The organism is Klebsiella sp. GFKo11 (assembly GCF_056490265.1).
This window is the reverse complement of the sequence record NZ_CM151369.1, coordinates 4822837-4840656: the sequence shown is the minus strand read 5'-3', so window position 1 is coordinate 4840656 and position 17820 is coordinate 4822837. Positions and strand designations below refer to the sequence as shown.

Here is a 17820-nt window from a genome sequence, read left to right as displayed (position 1 = left end):
GGATAACAACATAAGGAACCGGACCATGAAGTCTAAAAGCGCGACTTTAGAAGACGTTGCCCGCCACGCGGGCGTCTCCTATCAGACCGTGTCCAGGGTACTCAATAAGTCTGCTAATGTATCCAAAGCCACGCGCAGCAAGGTGGAGAAATCTATTGAGGAGCTGCGCTATGTGCCTAATCGCCTTGCACAGCAGCTGGTAGGTAAGCAGAGCCATACTGTCGGCCTGGTGACGATTTCTCTGGCCTTACACGCTCCTTCACAAGTTGCAGCAGCGGTAAAACGCTATGCCAATGTTGAAGGCTATCAGGTACTCATCTCGATGATTGATGAGAGCGTCAACCAAAGTATCCAGGATTCGATCAATGAGCTGAAGTCGCAACTGGTGAACAAGGTTATTATCAACGTGCCGCTGGAGACCGAAGAAGCCCAGAAAATCGCCGCTGATAACGACGACATTGTCTGTCTCTTTTTGGATGTTGACCCCTATAGCTCAGTGTTTAACGTTTCGTTCAATCCAGCGGATGGCACCCGAGCCAGCGTCAAATATCTCTATGAGATGGGGCACCGTGAGATAGCCCTGTTGGCCGGACCGGAAAGCTCGGTGTCAGCGAAATTACGTTTGAAAAGCTGGATGGAAACGCTTGAGGGTTATGGCCTGCAACCTGTCACAGTGGTTCGTGGTAACTGGGATGCACAGAGTGGTTACGCCGGTGCGCTGCAAATGCTGCGCGAGACACCGAACTTCACCGCAGTGCTGGTGGGAAACGATCAGATGGCATTGGGTGTGCTGAGCGCTTTTCATCAGCATCAGGTGCCGATCCCGGGGGAGAAATCGGTGATTGGTTACGATGATACCTATGAAAGTTCATTCTTCTATCCGGCGCTGACGACCGTTTCGCTAGACCTCGATTTACAAGGAAAAGAGGCTGTGCGTCGCATCCTTGATAGCGGTGATAACGAAACGCTGCATACTTCTTCGATTCTCCCCGCGCGACTGGTTATTCGCCACTCTACCGGGCCGAAAACGGAGCCCGGTAAAGATCTGCAGTCCATAGCCGAACAGCTGCGGGCGTTAGCGCATCAGCTGAACCCCTAATCCGCAACGGGCGGCCTGCGTCGCCCATTACCCTTTTCGTTCTCATGGTTGATCTTTGTATTAACTCGGCGTACCGTGTTGTTATGTTATAACGTAATGATCGAGGTCGCTATGAAACCCAACATTCATCCGCACTATCGTACCGTGGTCTTTCACGACACCAGTGCCAACGAATTCTTTAAAGTCGGTTCAACCATCAGGACCGAGCGTGAGATTGAGCTCGAAGGTGAGACGTATCCGTACGTGACGCTTGATGTGTCATCCAAATCGCATCCGTATTACACCGGTAAACAGAAGGCTTTCAATAATGAAGGCAGCACCGCACGCTTCCGCCAGCGCTTCGGTGGTTTTATTGATGCGAAAAGGAGCAAATAATGCAGGTACTCAACTCGTTACGTAGCGCCAAACAGCGTCACCCGGATTGTCAGATAGTTAAGCGCAAAGGGCGGCTGTACGTGATTTGCAAAAGCAATCCCCGCTTTAAAGCCGTGCAGGGACGCAAGAAAAGACGTTAACTTACCCGTTTGCGAAAGCTCTCCAGCGTGCGCAACTGTTGGCCGTCGTTGAAGTTGTCGGCGGCCAGCCACTGCTGCATAGCGTTATCAATCTGTGGCCATTCGTCATCGATAATGGAAAACCAGTCGGTATCGCGGTTGTGGCCTTTTATCACCAGAGCCTGACGAAAACGCCCCTCATACTGAAACCCCAGACGTAGCGCTGCCCGGCGTGAGGGTTCGTTCAGGCTGTTACATTTCCATTCATAGCGGCGGTAGCCGAGAATATCAAAAACGTAACGCATCAGCAGCCACTGCGCTTCGGTTGCCATCGCTGTCCGGCTTAGTAACGGTGAGAAGTGGACATGACCGACTTCAACAACGCCGTTTTTTGCATCAATTCTCATCAGCGCCAGCGACCCGACGGGTCGACCTGTCCGCTCATCAATCACCGCAAAGTGAATGGGGTCGGCCAGTCCGGCAACGCTATCAATCCACGTACGGTACTCCTCAACGCTGTTATCTGGTTCGCGCAGCAACCATGTCCAACTGCGTGTATCTGGGGCTAGCTGATGGGCGGCGAACAGTGCGCTGGCGTGTTGTGTATTTAAAGGCTCAAGGTGGCAAAAACGCCCTTGCAGATTTTGTTTTTCGGGGTGGGGCCGAGGTTGCCAATCGGGCAGGGCAGTACCAACAGGTTGATTAAACTGGTTAAGGAGGCTCATGCGGTTTTCCTTTTTTGGGCGAATGCAATGAGATTAAGAGCTTATTGGTTCTATAAAAAGTGCCAAGGGTGTATGTTTTTATGGTGCCACGAGGAGCCGCGATGAATATTCCAGACGATGCGTTTTTTACTTTGTTGGAGCACGGCCTGCGCAGCAGAGGGGGGGAAACCTTGCAGCGTGCGCTGTATCAACTGCTGCGTGAGGCCGTTTTGCAGGGGCGACTGGCAGGCAATAGCCGTTTACCTGGCTCACGTGCTATGGCTCAGCGGTTAGGGCTCTCGCGTAACACGATCAACAGCGCGCTTGAGCAATTGGCCATCGAGGGCTATTTGCTACGCAGCCGTCAGGGGACGCACGTAGCGCCTTTGACGTCTCAGGGAGAGCGTGATGTTGAGATGCACGCAATCGCGCTTCCTGAGCGCTTACAGGGGTTGCCTGGGGCCACGCGGCGTGATTCACCCACGTTGCTCTTTACGCCGGGAATGCCTGCGGTTAACTATTTTCCTCTTCCCCTCTGGCGTCGGCTTCTCGACAGAATATTGCGTGAAGAGGGGACCGCATTGCTGGGCTATGGTGACCCGCAAGGTGAACCTGCTCTGCGCGAGGCGATTGCCCGTCATCTGGCGCTATCGCGAGGGATTCGCTGCGATGTCCGACAAATTGTGATTACGGAAGGTGCGCTGGAAGGTATCAATTTATGCACGCATCTGCTGGGCGAAGCTGGGGATGCCGCCTGGGTGGAAGAACCTGGCTACCTGGGGGTAAAAAGTATGTTTCTCAAAGCCGGGCTTCATATGAAAGGTGTACCAGTAGATTGTGAAGGCATGCGGCCTGATATGAGTGATGAGAGTAAGGCCCCACGATTGATCTTCACTTCACCTTCACATCAATATCCCTGTGGCGCAGTCATGAGCGCAGGGCGACGACTGGCGCTACTGGAGTATGCGCGCCAGCATAATACGTGGATTATTGAAGATGATTACGACAGCGAGTTTCGCTACAGCGGCGAACCGATTCCGGCAATGTTGGGAATGGTCAAACAGGCACCGGTAGTGTATCTCGGGACCTTCAGCAAAACGTTGTTTCCCGCGCTATGCATTGGCTTTGTGGTGATGCCCTCGGCGTTGGCTGATGCGGCTCAGGGAGCGATTGGTGCACTATTGCGCGGTGGGCACCGGGTGGAGCAGCGGGCGTTGGCGTTATTTATCGAAGAGGGACACTACGCGCGCCATCTTGCGGCCATGCGTCGTTTGTATCGTAAACGTCAGCAGCAATTACGGGAGGTTTTGGCAGAGGAGCTTAAGGTACCTTATGAGCTCTTTGGTGGAGAAGGTGGATTGCATTTGACGGTCGCTATCGAAGGCATTGATGATGAAGCACTTGTTCAGCTGGCTCGCCAGTTTCAGCAGGCACCAGCGGCATTAAGCCGTTTTTATCTTGATGCTAAAAATGCGAGAAGTGGACTGGTTTTGGGCTACGGTAATACGTCCGCTTCGCATTTCATTCCTGCGGTGCGGACGCTCAATCGTCTTATTACGCAGTGCCGGCGCGGGTAAGGGAAAACACATCGTAAAACGAAAGTTCACCCTTGGTATCGACCATTTTTTGCAACTGAGCCTTTTGTTCACCGGCGACGTGCGGTGATTGCAGGATTCTCTCGATCAGTTGGCCCGGGACGTACCGCGTGTTATACCACTCGCCGTTGTAACAAACGCGAAAGTCCAGTACATCAATGTCTTCATAGCGATAGCGCGGATAGACGTCAAAGAAGAAGAAGCCGTTGAGCAGGACGAACAGCACGATTAACAGCCAGACAGAATCTACCAATGTTTCTGAACGTAGCATCACGATGAGCGTAGCCAGGAAGGCGGCATACATTGCGACAAACAGCCATGGATGATTGCGAATAAAGCTAATACTAAAACGCGGACGGTTGTCGCGTTTCTCCTTTACATTAAGCTCATCAATGGTGTTCTTCAGCAGCAGCTGTATTTCTGTCATCTTATTCCCCAAATTCTGCTAAGAGCCCGGCTGCATGCTTGAAGAACAAGATGCAATTTGGGCTCAGCCTGAAGGATATTTTATGTTGCGTAAATCACAGGGAAAAGTAACAGATCAGTTGCGAAAAAGCATAACAGTTACAGTCCTTCGCTTGGCAGCATTTTTATGATTTGTGCTGGGTTTCCGCCAACGACGGCATTCGCGGGGACATTTTTCACCACCACGGAGCCGGACGCAATGACGGCATTGTCGCCAATCGTGATTCCGGGATTGATGACTGCCCGACCGCCAATCCAGACATTGTGACCGATGACCACCGGTTTGCCGTACTCTTTACCGCTGTTGCGTTCGATGGCATCCAGTGGATGAGTTGCAGTGTAGATATGCACGCCGGGAGCCAGCATACAGTTATCACCAATATGAATTGGGCAGACATCCAGCATGACGCAATCAAAGTTAGCGTAGAAATTTTTACCCGGGAAAATATTGTAACCATAGTCACAGCGGAAGGTGGGTTCAATATAGGCATCATTAGCTTGACCAAAGAGATCGGCCAGTAATGATTTGCGTAATTCACGCTCTTCCGGTGCTGAATGATTGTAACGATGCAGCAGTTGCCTGGCACGCAGACGGTCTGCTCGCAAGGTAGCATCACCGGGTAGATACAGCTCACCGGCAATCATTTTATGTTTCTCTTCACTCATGGGGCTTTCCTTATCGTAAATGCCGCCATAGTATAAAAGAAACCGGTTTCATATGCGCCACTTGCTAATATGTGTGATTGATATCACAATTATTGCTGTTGAAGGGGGAGGCGCTACCTGTTGCTTGTCTTTCATTTGAAATATATTAGCGGATAAATTTCCAAACTGAGGGAGGGATTTTGTCGTACAGTTTATTCATCGTCAATTCAGCAAGACGATGGTCGGCTGCTGAGTAAAATACCGTCAGTTCATTATCAGGAAGTTCATATTTGTTTTTTTCAATTACGCGTTCCAGCGTATCAATTGTCTGACAGCGTCGTAAACGCATCAAATAGTCTATTTTGGTTAATGTTTTATCAGACATAAATTCACCTTTTGATTGTAATAATACTAACAAGAAAGACTTGCCGGGTTTTCCCGACTGGCGTTCACGAAGCAACGAAATAACCGGTTGCCTGATTTGCGCCATTTCTGTAGATCTGCTGTGTTAATGCCGTAGTTGCTGAACAGCACGAAAGTGTCATCCAGGTATTCGTCAAGCTGAGTAATCAGTTTATTATCCTCAGCATACTTAATTTTATAATTAAGTGCGAATGCGGCAATGTGCTCGATCAATTCATTTAGTTGAAGATTGACAGCCGAAGTCGGGTCATTAACCCAGCCATGGTTGCTCTCATCAAGGTTTGCAAGACAGTCATGATACAGGGTTTCGCAGAGAAATTTAAGCTGCGCAATATCATGTCTTTTTGGCGAGTATTCGTCCATAAAACATCCCCTTTTAAGTGGTTTAAACGACGACTAACAGCACCGTTGTGGGATGAACACGACTAACAGACCTGACACATACAATGTAATCTTGCTGTTTTAACTATAATCCACTCTCAAAAAGATTTCACCGTGCTATTACGAAAAATTACAATTATCACGGTTAATTTATCTTAAACACTGTGCGCTTTATTATATAGCAACATTAGTTTCAACGGAAAAAATGAAAGCAAACCTTATATTTCATCGGGTTAGCTGAGTATTTTAGTGGTTGTTGTCGGACAACCATACACAATGTCAGTGATTGAGAATATTCTGAGTTAGGTCGGGGCGACAAATCAGTGGATGAAAAAAACAGAGATATATGGCAGAACTCATCATTAAATATTATATAACAGGCTACAAAATAAACAATGACAATGAGTGCGCTTAATATAGATAGAAAAGGAAAGGGCCGCAAATGCGGCCCTTAGAGGGGAGATTAGTGATGCTCAACCGTATGGCTGTGCTCAATATCTTCATTTCTCTTGCTAAAACGGCGGCGAACCACCACGAAGAATACTGGTACAAAGAAAATAGCCAGAACCGTCGCGGTCACCATCCCGCCCATTACGCCAGTACCTACGGCGTTCTGTGCACCGGAGCCTGCCCCAGAGCTAATAACCAGCGGCATTACCCCCAGGATAAATGCCAGTGAGGTCATCAGGATCGGACGCAGACGCATACGTACCGCTTCGAGCGTCGCTTCAATCAGGCCTTTACCTTCTTTATCCATTAGGTCTTTGGCGAATTCAACGATAAGAATCGCGTTCTTCGCCGACAGACCAATGGTTGTTAGCAGACCAACCTGGAAGTAGACGTCATTAGTCAGCCCGCGGAAAGTTGCCGCCAGCAGTGCACCAACAACCCCGAGCGGAACGACCAGCATGACCGAGAACGGAATTGACCAGCTCTCATACAATGCCGCCAGGCACAGGAATACGACAATCAGCGAGATCGCGTAGAGCGCAGGTGCCTGGTTGCCGGACAACCGTTCCTGATAGGACATACCGGTCCAGTCGTAGCCAATACCAGAAGGCAGTTTGCCCGCCAGCTCCTCCATCAGGTTCATCGCTTCACCGGTACTCTTACCAGGCGTTGCTTGACCGAGGATTTCCATTGATGGCAGACCGTTATAGCGTTCCAGACGTGGAGAGCCATATTCCCAGCGTGAAGTGGAGAAGGCGGAGAACGGCACCATCTGTCCATCGCTACCGCGCACGTACCAGTTGCCGATATCTTCCGGCAGCATACGGTATTTGGCTTCGGACATGATATAGACTTTCTTGACGCGACCACGGTCGATAAAGTCGTTGACATAGCTACCACCCCAGGCGGAACCCAATGTGGTGTTGATGTCGCTAATCGAAACGCCGAGAGCCTGCGCTTTTTCCTGATCGATATCGACTTTAAACTGCGGTGTATCTTCCAGGCCGTTTGGACGAACGCCACTTAATACATCAGGATGCTGCGCAATCATGCCAAAGAGCTGGTTACGCGCCTGAGTGAGTTTTTCGTGACCCAATCCACCCTGATCGATCAGCTGGAAGTCAAAGCCGGTAGCGGTACCCAGTTCGACAATGGCTGGCAGGTTAAAGGCGAAGACCATTGCGTCTTTAATCTGCGAGAAGTAGCCCATTGCACGGCCGGTGATCGCTTCAACTTTGTTCTCTTCGCCAGGACGCTGGCTCCAGTCCTTCAGGGAGACGAACGCGATACCGGTGTTTTGTCCGCGGCCCGCGAAGCCAAAGCCGTTAACGGCGAATACTGATTCAACGTTGTTCTTCTCATGAGTGAGATAGTAGTCGGTCATCTCATCAAGAACTTTCTGCGTACGTTCCTGCGTTGCACCAGCCGGGAGCTGTGCCATGCTGAGGAACACACCCTGATCTTCGTCTGGCAGGAAGGAACTTGGCAGACGCACGAACAGCCAGGCCATTCCCACTACGATGATCAGATACAGCACCAGATAACGACCGGTACTGCGCAGAATGTTGCCTACGCTATCGGTGTAATGATGTGTGCTCTTATCAAACATGCGGTTAAACCAGCCAAAGAAGCCGGTGGTTGCACCATGGCTGCCTTTCGCGACGGGTTTTAGCATCGTGGCGCAAAGCGCCGGGGTCAGGATCAGCGCTACCAGTACCGACAGCGCCATGGCGGAAACGATAGTGATAGAGAACTGACGATAAATCGCACCAGTAGAGCCGCCGAAGAAGGCCATCGGGATAAACACTGCCGAAAGCACCATCGCGATACCCACCAGTGCGCCCTGAATCTGGCCCATTGATTTACGCGTTGCCTCCTTCGGCGGTAGCCCTTCCTCAGCCATAACACGCTCGACGTTTTCCACCACCACGATTGCGTCATCCACGAGTAGACCGATGGCGAGCACCATACCAAACATGGTGAGGGTGTTTATCGAGAAACCGAACAGAGCGAGGATAGCAAATGTCCCCAGCAAGACGACCGGTACAGCGATAGTTGGGATCAGCGTCGCGCGGAAGTTCTGCAGGAACAGATACATAACCAGGAACACCAGGATGATCGCTTCAACCAGCGTTTTCACCACTTCGTGAATAGAGATCTGCACGAATGGCGTGGTGTCATACGGGTAAACAATCTTCATGCCGGAAGGGAAGAACGGCTCCATCTTCACCAGCTCAGCACGAATGGCGTTAGCGGTATCGAGGGCGTTCGCACCGGTCGCCAGTTTTATCCCCAGGCCGGAAGCCGGCTGGCCGTTAAACTTCGCGATGACATCGTAGTTTTCACCACCCAGCTCGATCTTCGCAACATCGCGCAGACGAACCTGAGAGCCATCCGGGTTGACTTTCAGCAGAATGTTGCCGAACTCTTCGGTGTTGGTCAGACGAGTCTGCGCCACGATAGAAGCGTTCAACTGCTGGCCTTTCACCGGTGGCGTACCGCCTAACTGACCCGCTGCAACCTGGGCGTTCTGTGCTTTCAGGGCGCTAATAACGTCAACCGGCGTTAGCTGGAAGTTGTTCAGTTTGTTCGGGTCCATCCAGATACGCATGGCATATTGGGAACCAAACAGCTGCACGTCACCTACGCCGCTGGTACGACTAATCGTATCCTTCATGTTGGCGGCAACATAGTCAGAAATGTCATCCTGATTCATGGTGCCATCGGTATTGATAACGCCGACAACCATCAGGAAGCTGCTGGATGCCTTTTCAACGCTAATACCCTGTTGCTGTACTTCCTGCGGCAACAACGGCGTTGCAAGCGCTAGCTTGTTCTGAACCTGTACCTGGGCGATATCCGGATCGGTACCGGATTCGAAGGTGAGGGTAATCGTCGCTGTACCGGTGGAGTCGCCATTTGAAGACATGTACATCAGGTGATCGATACCGTTCATGTTCTGTTCGATAACCTGGGTTACGGTGTTCTGCACGGTTTCCGCATCAGCACCGGGGTACATGGCTGTGATGGAAATTGCTGGTGGCGCAATCGTTGGATATTGCGCTATCGGCAACTTGAGGATCGAAAGTCCCCCAGCCAGCATGATAATAATGGCGATCACCCATGCAAATATGGGGCGATCGATAAAGAAATTAGGCATGTCTTAACGGCTCCTGTTTAAGTTAAGACTTGGGTTGTTCTGACTGAGCATTGCCAGCGGCTTGCTGTTTATCGTCAGAAACGACTTCCTGCGCTTTTACCTGTACGCCTGGTTTGATTTTTTGCAGACCAGTGATGATCACGCGATCGCCCGTTTTCAAACCTTCAGTGACCAGCCATTTGTCGCCAATTGCCTGAGTCGCGGTAATCTGACGGACTTCGACTTTATCGCCTTCGCCAACAACCATGGCGCTCGCATCACCGCGTGGCGTACGAGTTACGCCCTGCTGAGGAACCAGCATAGCATCAGGATTTACACCTTCTTCCAGACGTGCACGGACGAACATTCCAGGTAGCAGAGTGTGATCTGGGTTGGGGAAGATAGCGCGCAGCGTGATAGAGCCGGTAGTCTGGTCAACGGTGACGTCGGAAAACTCCAGCGTACCGCCCTGCGGGTATTTCAGACCGTCGTTAGTGACCAGCTCAACCTTCGCTTTACCGTTTTCCTGCTGCAGTTTGCCGTTGGCTAACTCTTGTTTTAAACGCAGAAAATCATTGCTTGATTGAGTCACGTCGACATAAATAGGATCAAGCTGCTGCACGGTAGCCAGCGCGGTGGTTTGGCCGTTTTGCACCAGGGCGCCTTCGGTTACAGCGGATTTACCAATGCGACCGCTGATAGGAGAGGTGACTTTGGTGTATGCCAGATTGATGCGCGCAGTTTCTACAGCAGCTTTGGCGGCGACCACTGCAGCATTACTCTGCTGAGCGGTTGCAACGGCAGTATCGTAATCCTGTTGGCTAATGTACTTAGTGCCTAACAGTTTTTGATAACGTTTTACCGTCAACTGGTCCATATTTGCCGCGGCTTGCGCTTTTGCTAAATCGCCCTTTGCGCTTTCATAGGTGGCCTGATAGGTCGCCGGATCAATTTGATAAAGAGACACGCCAGCCTGAATATCGCTACCTTCAGTGAAGTTACGTTTCAGAATAATGCCACTGACCTGAGGGCGAACTTCCGCAACGCGATAAGCGCTGGTGCGACCTGGCAGTTCAGTTGTGATTTGTAGCGGAGCGGATTTGAGCGTCACAATACCGACTTCCGGCATTTGTTGGGCCCCTTGCTGAGCCGGTTTGTCGTCACATCCTGTTAGCGCTAAGCTGCCTGAGAGCATCAGAACGACCGCCAGAGGCGTTAACCCTCTGTTTTTGTTCATATGTAAACCTCGAGTGTCCAATTTCAAATTGTTCAGTGGCTCAATCGACCACAAACCCACTGCTGTGTTTCTATTATGGTCATGCTATGGTACATACATTCACAAATGTATGTAAACGTAACCTCTGTAAACTCATCGACCTATGGCACGAAAAACCAAACAACAGGCGCTTGAGACCCGGCAACATATTCTGGATGTTGCTCTGCGTTTGTTTTCGCAGCAAGGCGTATCATCCACCTCGTTGGCAGCAATTGCAAAAGCCGCTGGCGTGACGAGAGGGGCTATCTACTGGCATTTCAAAAATAAATCAGATTTATTTAATGAAATATGGGTACTTTCTGAAGCCAGTATTAGTGACCTCGAAGTTGAGTATCGGGCAAAATTCCCTAACGATCCACTGTCAGTTGTGCGTGAGATCTTAGTCTATGTTCTTGAAGCAACAGTGACAGACAAACGCAGGCGGTTGATGATGGAGATCATCTTCCATAAATGTGAATTCGTAGGTGAAATGGTCACGCTTCAACAAGCACAACGTAGCATTTGTCTGGAGAGCTACGATCGTATCGAACAAACGTTGCAAGACTGCATTGCAGCGAAAATGCTGCCTGCCAATTTGCTTACTCGTCGGGCGGCTATTTTAATGCGTAGCTATCTTTCGGGCCTGATGGAAAACTGGCTGCTGGCACCGAATGCCTTCGATCTGCAAAAAGATGCGCGAGAGTACGTCGCGACGCTGCTCGAAATGTATCAATTCTGCCCTTCTCTACGGGCTCCAGAAGGAATCGAGGCTTAAGCGCGTCAGCAGAGAAATAGCCAATATTTCCTGCTTTTCGCCGCTATTCGCGCGATGTCATAAGTGCTATTCTTCGCGCTGCGACGATCCCCGGTATTCTCCGGCTTTTGCAACCACTCATGTTAACACTATGCTGCATACTATCCGTTGGCGAAATGCCATATCCGCTTTTATTTTTACCCTGATTTTTTTCGTCGGCTGTATCAGCGTCAACCAGGCGCTAGCGGCTGATTTACCTGAACGTGCTGAAGTCCAAAGCCAACTCAACACGCTGAGTAAGCAAAAAGATCTGACCCCGCAGGATAAGCTGGTTCAGCAGGACCTGACTCAGACACTGGAAACTCTCGATAAAATTGAACGCATAAAGTCGGAAACGGCCCAACTGCGTCAGCAGGTCGCTCAGGCTCCTGCGAAAATGAATCAGGCAATCGATAGCCTGAACGCATTGAGCGATGTTACTGATGATGAGGCGACGCGAAAAACGTTGAGTTCATTGTCACTGCGTCAGCTGGAATCGCGGGTTTCTCAGACGCTGGACGATCTACAAAATGCACAGAACGATCTGGCAACTTATAACAGCCAGTTAGTCTCCCTGCAGACGCAGCCGGAGCGCGTGCAAAATGCGATGTATTCTGCTTCTCAGCAGCTCCAGCAAATCCGTAATCGCCTAAATGGCACTTCGACCGGTGATGAAGCGTTGCGCCCTACTCAGCAGAATTTGCTGCTGGTACAGCAGGCTTTACTGAACGCGCAGATCGATCAGCAGCGCAAAAGTCTGGAAGGCAACACGGTGCTGCAGGATACCCTGCAAAAGCAGCGTGATTATGTTACCGCCAATAGTAACCGTTTACAGCATCAGCTTCAGTTATTGCAAGAAGCCGTTAACAGTAAGCGTTTAACGCTCACTGAGAAGACTGCTCAGGAGGCGGTTTCTCCAGATGAAGCAGCAAAGATTCAGACTAACCCGCTGGTGAAACAAGAGCTGGATATTAACCATCAGCTTAGTGAAAAACTTATTTCAGCAACGGAAAACGGCAATCAGCTGGTCCAGCGTAATATCAAGGTAAAGACCTGGCTCGATCGCGCTTTACAGTCTGAACGCGATATTAAAGAGCAGATCTCGGTGCTGAAAGGCAGCCTGCTACTGTCGCGCATTCTTTACCAGCAACAACAGACGCTGCCCTCGGCGGATGAACTGAGCGATATGACTAACCGCATCGCTGACCTGCGCCTTGAGCAGTTTGAGGTTAACCAGCAGCGAGACGCATTGTTCCAGAGTGATGCTTACGTTGCGAAGCTGGAAGAAGGGCACAGCAGCGATGTTAACCCCGAAGTGCATGATGCTCTGCTGGAGCTGATTGATATGCGCCGGGAGCTGCTCGATCAGTTTAATAAACAGCTTGGCAATCAGTTGATGATGGCGATTAACCTGCAAATCAACCAGCAGCAGTTAATGAGCGTCTCGACCAACCTCAAAGCCATCCTGACGCAGCAGATTTTCTGGGTAAATAGTAACCGTCCGATGGATTGGGAATGGATTAAAGCCTTCCCGGAAGCGCTGCAAGGTCAGTTTAAGGCGATGAAAATCACCGTAAACTGGGAAAAGGCCTGGCCTGCGGTATTTATTGCATTTCTCGCCGGTTTGCCGCTATTGCTGATTGCCGGGCTGATTCGCTGGCGTCTGAAATGGCTTAAAGCGTATCAGGCGAAGCTGGCATCGCAGGTGGGACAATTACGCAATGACACTCAGCTTCATACGCCGAAAGCGATTCTCATCGATCTGATTCGAGCGCTACCGGTGGTGTTGCTGATTCTGGCCATTGGTCTGATTCTGCTAACGATGCAGCTGAATATCAGCGATTTGCTGTGGGCCTATAGCAAAAAGCTGGCGATATTCTGGCTGGTATTTGGCTTGTGCTGGAAGGTGCTGGAAAAAGACGGCGTGGCGGTGAGCCACTTTAATATGCCGTCACAGTTGACCAGCCACTGGCGGCGGCAAATTGTGCGCGTCAGCCTTGCGCTACTGCCGCTGAATTTCTGGTCGGTGATGTCGGAACTGTCGCCACTGCATTTGATGGACGATGTGCTGGGGCAGTTTGTTATTTTCCTCAACCTGCTGCTGATAGCTGTGCTCGTCTGGCCAATATTTCGTGAAAGCTGGCGAGATAAAGAGTCCCACGGCCTGCGTCTAATCACCGTGACCGTACTGTCGATTGTGCCGATTGCGTTGATGATTCTGACGGCAACGGGCTACTTCTACACCACGCTGCGTCTTGCGGGTCGCTGGATTGAAACCGTTTATCTGGTGATGTTGTGGAATCTACTGTATCAGACCGTGCTGCGCGGTTTGAGCGTAGCTGCCCGACGCATCGCCTGGCGTCGGGCGCTGGCGCGCCGTCAGCACCTGGTTAAAGAAGGGGCCGAAGGCGCTGAGCCACAGGAGGAACCGACGATCGCACTGGAGCAGGTGAACCAGCAGACGCTGCGTATTACGATGTTGGTAATGATCGCGTTGTTTGGCGTGCTGTTCTGGGCTATTTGGTCGGATCTGATCACCGTTTTTGCTTATCTCGACAGTATTACGCTTTGGCACTACAACGGTACAGAGGCCGGGGTCAGTGTCATAAAAAGCGTCACCATGGGCAGCTTGCTGTTTGCGATTGTGGCATCCATGGTGGCCTGGGCGTTAATTCGCAACCTACCAGGGCTACTGGAAGTTCTGGTGCTCTCCCGGTTGAATATGCGTCAGGGGGCGTCATATGCGATTACCACGATCCTGAACTACGCCATTATTGTTATTGGCGCGATGACGGTCTTTGGTTCGCTGGGCGTTTCGTGGGATAAGCTGCAGTGGTTGGCGGCAGCGCTGTCGGTTGGTTTGGGCTTCGGCCTGCAGGAAATTTTCGGTAACTTTGTCTCCGGCCTGATTATCTTGTTCGAACGCCCGGTACGTATTGGCGATACGGTGACCATCGGCACGTTCTCCGGCACCGTCAGTAAGATCCGCATCCGCGCCACGACGATCACTGACTTTGACCGCAAAGAAGTGATTATCCCGAATAAAGCCTTCGTTACGGAGCGCCTCATCAACTGGTCGCTTTCCGACACCGTGACCCGCGTCGTCATCCGCCTAGGCGTGGCCTATGGTTCCGACCTGGATAAGGTGAAAGAAGTTCTGCTACAGGCTGCGCACGAGCATCCTAAAGTGATGCAAGAGCCCGCGCCGTCGGTCTTCTTTACTACCTTTGGTGCTAGTACGCTCGATCACGAACTGCGCCTGTACGTGCGCGAACTGCGCGATCGTAGCTACGCGGTAGATGAATTAAACCGTGCTATCGATCGCTTGTGTCGGGAGAATGATATCAATATCGCCTTTAATCAGTTGGAAGTTCATCTGCGTAATGAAAAGGGCGATGAAATCACTGAGGTGAAGCGTGATGCAAATGGGGGCGATACTTCGCCAGCGATAGGCTAAGCATAATAGGGCGATAGGTTCTCCGCCCCTTAGGTTTTAATGGCTGAGCGAGGAGAGTTCTTCCTGGCTCAGGCCTGTTATCTCCATAACCATATTGGGCTCCAGTCCGTTGGCGAGCATTTTCAGGGCAATGCTGCGCGAGAGTTCCTGGCGGCCTTCCAGTAAACCTTCCTGTCTGCCTTTTTTACAACCTTTCTCTTCCAGCCATTCGGCAATCGTCATCAGTAGCTCCTTATGCCTGGGAGACTGTTTCGCCAGCTCGCGAATGAGAGGCCCGGGCTTTTCCGTGGTTCCCGCCTGCAGCATATAGCTGATGAGCGTATTAATCTGCGTTTCCGTCAGATATCCCTGCGCCAGCAGCGTAATTAACATCGGCTGAAGCTCGGCCAGATCGCGCTGGCGGATATGTTTTTGCAGCAGCTCCAGCATTGCCATACGCTGGTGACGGACGATTTGATTATCTGGCATAACGGTCAGGTCCACCAGCGGAAAATCGCCGCTGTAAAGCGCACTGGCAAGTTCGGGGTCGTCAAAAAGATGATGCCAGTTGAGCGTATGCGGCCAGGGGCTGGCGGAGCCGTGATAAAACAGAATCGGCACCACCAGCGGTAGAGTATCGTGGCCTGCATCGAGGTGGCGCTGCATGGCGGCAAGCGCATAGCGTATCAGGCGAAAGGCCATAAGTTTGTCGGGTGAACTCTGATGCTCAATGAGCACATAGATATATCCAGCGCCATGCTGAGTTTGCAGGGAATAGAGGATATCGGAGTAGCTGGCCCGCAGGTCTTCTTCAATAAAGCTTCCGCAAGCAAGCTGTAGCGTATCCAGATCGCAAATACGTAAAAACTGTGCCGGAAGATAGCGTTGTAAGAAATCGCGCGCGACCTCTTTCTGGGTCAACATCTGGCGAAAAATAGCATCGTGCGGCGTGTGCGAGAATCGTTCCATGAGTATCATCCATCGTTGTAAGGGGCAGGCGATGACTCTGCCACCTGCAACGATGCGACTACAGACTACTCTTGCGCGTTTTGCGAGGCTTCTTCCGCACTTTTTACTTTGTTTTCATAGTCACGACGAATAATCTCCAGCGCAGCTAGCACGGTTTGTGCGGGGACCTTATTCTCTTCAAGCAACATAATTAAATCGACGGCTAGCTTGACCTCGTCTGATGCGTTTTCCAGCGACATATTTCTTCCTCCACTTAGCGGGTTAAACGTGCCAGTACGTTTTCGATTTTCTCTAGCGCGTCACGACAACGGGCCAGCCGCCCTGCGTAGGCGTCCACTTCTTTAGCCAACCGTTGCTGTTCATCAAAGGTTGTGGCTTGCGCGAGCTGACGCTGGCGATCGTTTCTCATCGCCAGCAGCCTGCGTTCGTATTCCTGATGCTGCAGACGTCGGCGCTGCCAGCGGTTTAGAGTGGGCGAAGCGCTATCCCAGTTGCGTAGCGACCAGGTTGCCGTTTCCCGGCTGATAGCGGCGATCTGGGCAACGAGACGTTCCGCCAACCAGGTGACCTGCGGCAGTTGCTGGCGTTCGACTGCCTGCTGTAGCTCGGCGAAGCATTCGTTGGCTTCATCCAGATAAGCCTGCATTTGCGTGCTGCGGGTGCGGAACAGTTGGCGATCGAAGCGTGGACTGAGCGTCGCGTGATCCGCCAGTGGCGCAACTTGCGTTGCCAGCGCTGCCAGTTGATTTTCCAGCGAGTGTAAAAGCCGGGCCGTTTTCAAATAACTCCTCCCTACCCAGATAAACAACTGTGCTACATTAGCGTTATCTTTTTGATAGCGATTCGCATTATGCCACGTATTATTTTAATCATCATTGGCTGGCTGGCGGTAGCATTAGGAACGCTGGGCGTGTTTTTACCCTTATTGCCAACGACGCCGTTTATCCTGCTTGCGGCCTGGTGTTTTGCCCGCTCGTCGCCGCGCTTTCACCACTGGCTGCTGTATCGTTCGTGGTTTGGTGGTTACCTGCGCCATTGGCAGAAATACCGCGCTATGCCGCCTGGCGCTAAACCTCGGGCGGTGGTGATGATTTTGCTAACCTTTTCCATTTCCTTGTGGCTGGTTAATCTTACGTGGGTGCGCATCTTGCTGCTGGTGATTCTCACTTGTCTGCTGATATTTATGTGGCGCATTCCGGTGGTTGATGCAAAGCAACAAAAGCACTGATGCGCAATAATGATGGTTGCAATTGTCGCTGACAGACAGTAAATTCTGGCGTTTTCGAGCGCGGGTACGACTGGTCAAAGGTTAAACAAATGTTTCTTTGGCCCGTTTGTCATGCCCGTGAGTAACACCGTTTTAATCAGGCATAAACTTATGACCGCAACTGCACAGCAGCTTGAATATCTGAAGAACAGCATCCAAAGCATCCAGGACTACCCGAAGCCTGGTATCCTTTTCCGTGATGTCACCAGTTTGCTGGAAGACCCAAAAGCCTACGCGCTTAGCATTGAACTGCTGGCAGAGCGCTACAAAGACGCGGGTATTACCAAAGTGGTGGGCACCGAAGCGCGTGGTTTCCTGTTTGGCGCACCGGTTGCGCTGGCGCTGGGCGTAGGCTTTGTTCCAGTGCGCAAGCCGCGTAAGTTGCCGCGTGAAACCATCGCGGAGAGCTACGAGCTCGAATACGGTACCGATCAGCTGGAAATCCATGTTGATGCCATCAAAGAAGGCGACAAGGTACTGGTGGTTGACGACCTGCTGGCGACCGGCGGCACCATCGATGCGACCGTGAAGCTGATCCGTCGTCTGGGCGGTGAAGTACATGATGCAGCCTTTATTATCAATCTGTTTGATCTGGGCGGCGAACAGCGCCTGGAGAAGTTGGGAATCAACAGCTACAGCCTGGTTCCCTTCCCGGGCCACTAAGCATTTCCCGACACATAGCCTCGCTGATTGGGCGGGGCTGTG

The 17820-nt window shown here is 51.3% G+C and carries 18 protein-coding genes and 1 pseudogene; 9 read left to right on the top strand and 10 right to left on the bottom strand.

What is annotated here, in order from left to right; genetic code table 11:
* Positions 1 to 25 precede the first annotated feature (25 nt).
* From AC07P6_RS23340 to ykgO, 3 genes are all read left to right on the top strand, one after another.
* Positions 26 to 1099, top strand: a complete 1074-nt coding sequence (locus AC07P6_RS23340; protein ID WP_182236802.1) for a LacI family DNA-binding transcriptional regulator — start codon at positions 26 to 28, stop codon at positions 1097 to 1099.
* 111 nt (positions 1100 to 1210) lie between these two features.
* The gene (locus AC07P6_RS23335) at positions 1211 to 1474 is read left to right on the top strand and encodes a type B 50S ribosomal protein L31 (RefSeq protein ID WP_110273708.1); all 264 of its coding nucleotides are present in this window, start codon (positions 1211 to 1213) and stop codon (positions 1472 to 1474) included.
* Positions 1474 to 1614, top strand: coding sequence for a type B 50S ribosomal protein L36 (ykgO, locus tag AC07P6_RS23330; protein WP_003859006.1), 141 nt, complete (start codon positions 1474 to 1476; stop codon positions 1612 to 1614). Before AC07P6_RS23335 ends, ykgO begins: the two co-directional genes overlap by 1 nt.
* Here ykgO and AC07P6_RS23325 read toward each other — a convergent pair.
* Entirely contained in the window at positions 1611 to 2318 is a 708-nt protein-coding gene (locus AC07P6_RS23325; RefSeq protein WP_182236806.1) for a GNAT family N-acetyltransferase, read from the bottom strand. The genes ykgO and AC07P6_RS23325 overlap by 4 nt on opposite strands.
* Before the next feature lie 101 nt (positions 2319 to 2419).
* Between AC07P6_RS23325 and pdxR the strand changes: the two genes are divergently transcribed.
* Positions 2420 to 3874, top strand: a complete 1455-nt coding sequence (pdxR, locus tag AC07P6_RS23320; RefSeq protein ID WP_478314827.1) for a MocR-like pyridoxine biosynthesis transcription factor PdxR — start codon at positions 2420 to 2422, stop codon at positions 3872 to 3874.
* On the opposite strand, the gene AC07P6_RS23315 is transcribed toward pdxR, so the two are convergent.
* Positions 3852 to 4319, bottom strand: a complete 468-nt coding sequence (locus AC07P6_RS23315) for a YlaC family protein (protein WP_182236810.1) — start codon at positions 4317 to 4319, stop codon at positions 3852 to 3854. The genes pdxR and AC07P6_RS23315 overlap by 23 nt on opposite strands.
* A 61-nt stretch (positions 4320 to 4380) precedes the next feature.
* On the opposite strand from AC07P6_RS23315, the pseudogene AC07P6_RS23310 reads away from it, so the two are divergent.
* Positions 4381 to 4488: pseudogene (locus AC07P6_RS23310) on the top strand (hypothetical protein); the annotation flags it as partial.
* On the opposite strand, the gene maa reads toward AC07P6_RS23310, so the two are convergent.
* The 5 genes from maa to acrA all read right to left on the bottom strand — a co-directional run bounded on the left by maa (position 4457) and on the right by acrA (position 10632).
* A complete protein-coding gene (gene maa / locus AC07P6_RS23305; RefSeq protein WP_182236812.1) occupies positions 4457 to 5023 on the bottom strand; it encodes a maltose O-acetyltransferase in 567 nt (188 codons plus the stop codon). The pseudogene AC07P6_RS23310 and the gene maa overlap by 32 nt on opposite strands.
* 145 nt (positions 5024 to 5168) lie before the next feature.
* The gene (locus AC07P6_RS23300; protein ID WP_110273703.1) at positions 5169 to 5387 is read right to left on the bottom strand and encodes an HHA domain-containing protein; all 219 of its coding nucleotides are present in this window, start codon (positions 5385 to 5387) and stop codon (positions 5169 to 5171) included.
* A gap of 26 nt (positions 5388 to 5413) precedes the next feature.
* Positions 5414 to 5788, bottom strand: a complete 375-nt coding sequence (gene tomB / locus AC07P6_RS23295; protein ID WP_181483283.1) for an Hha toxicity modulator TomB — start codon at positions 5786 to 5788, stop codon at positions 5414 to 5416.
* A 481-nt stretch (positions 5789 to 6269) separates the two neighbouring features.
* Entirely contained in the window at positions 6270 to 9416 is a 3147-nt protein-coding gene (gene acrB, locus AC07P6_RS23290; RefSeq protein ID WP_182236815.1) for a multidrug efflux RND transporter permease subunit AcrB, read from the bottom strand.
* Between the two features lie 22 nt (positions 9417 to 9438).
* Positions 9439 to 10632 carry a multidrug efflux RND transporter periplasmic adaptor subunit AcrA gene (gene acrA, locus AC07P6_RS23285; RefSeq protein WP_182236817.1) on the bottom strand — a complete coding sequence of 398 codons (1194 nt, stop codon included), beginning with the start codon at positions 10630 to 10632 and terminating at the stop codon, positions 9439 to 9441.
* A 142-nt stretch (positions 10633 to 10774) separates the two neighbouring features.
* Between acrA and acrR the strand changes: the two genes are divergently transcribed.
* Positions 10775 to 11425: a multidrug efflux transporter transcriptional repressor AcrR gene (gene acrR / locus AC07P6_RS23280; protein WP_181483280.1), complete on the top strand. Its 651-nt coding sequence runs from the start codon at positions 10775 to 10777 to the stop codon at positions 11423 to 11425.
* A gap of 130 nt (positions 11426 to 11555) precedes the next feature.
* Positions 11556 to 14900 carry a mechanosensitive channel MscK gene (gene mscK, locus AC07P6_RS23275; protein WP_182236819.1) on the top strand — a complete coding sequence of 1115 codons (3345 nt, stop codon included), beginning with the start codon at positions 11556 to 11558 and terminating at the stop codon, positions 14898 to 14900.
* Between the two features lie 36 nt (positions 14901 to 14936).
* Here mscK and AC07P6_RS23270 read toward each other — a convergent pair whose 3' ends face one another.
* From AC07P6_RS23270 to priC, 3 genes are all read right to left on the bottom strand, one after another.
* Positions 14937 to 15848 carry an Rpn family recombination-promoting nuclease/putative transposase gene (locus tag AC07P6_RS23270; protein WP_478314826.1) on the bottom strand — a complete coding sequence of 304 codons (912 nt, stop codon included), beginning with the start codon at positions 15846 to 15848 and terminating at the stop codon, positions 14937 to 14939.
* Positions 15849 to 15913: 65 nt separating this feature from the next.
* Complete coding sequence (gene rsmS / locus AC07P6_RS23265; protein ID WP_181483278.1) at positions 15914 to 16087, bottom strand: pleiotropic regulatory protein RsmS; 174 nt, start codon at positions 16085 to 16087, stop codon at positions 15914 to 15916.
* A 14-nt stretch (positions 16088 to 16101) separates the two neighbouring features.
* Positions 16102 to 16629, bottom strand: coding sequence for a primosomal replication protein N'' (gene priC / locus AC07P6_RS23260; protein ID WP_304256651.1), 528 nt, complete (start codon positions 16627 to 16629; stop codon positions 16102 to 16104).
* A 69-nt stretch (positions 16630 to 16698) separates the two neighbouring features.
* Here priC and AC07P6_RS23255 point away from each other — a divergent pair, with 69 nt between their 5' ends.
* Together AC07P6_RS23255 and apt are read left to right on the top strand one after the other, a co-directional pair.
* Entirely contained in the window at positions 16699 to 17076 is a 378-nt protein-coding gene (locus AC07P6_RS23255; protein WP_478314825.1) for a DUF454 family protein, read from the top strand.
* Between the two features lie 150 nt (positions 17077 to 17226).
* Entirely contained in the window at positions 17227 to 17778 is a 552-nt protein-coding gene (apt, locus tag AC07P6_RS23250; RefSeq protein ID WP_110273694.1) for an adenine phosphoribosyltransferase, read from the top strand.
* Positions 17779 to 17820 lie beyond the last annotated feature (42 nt).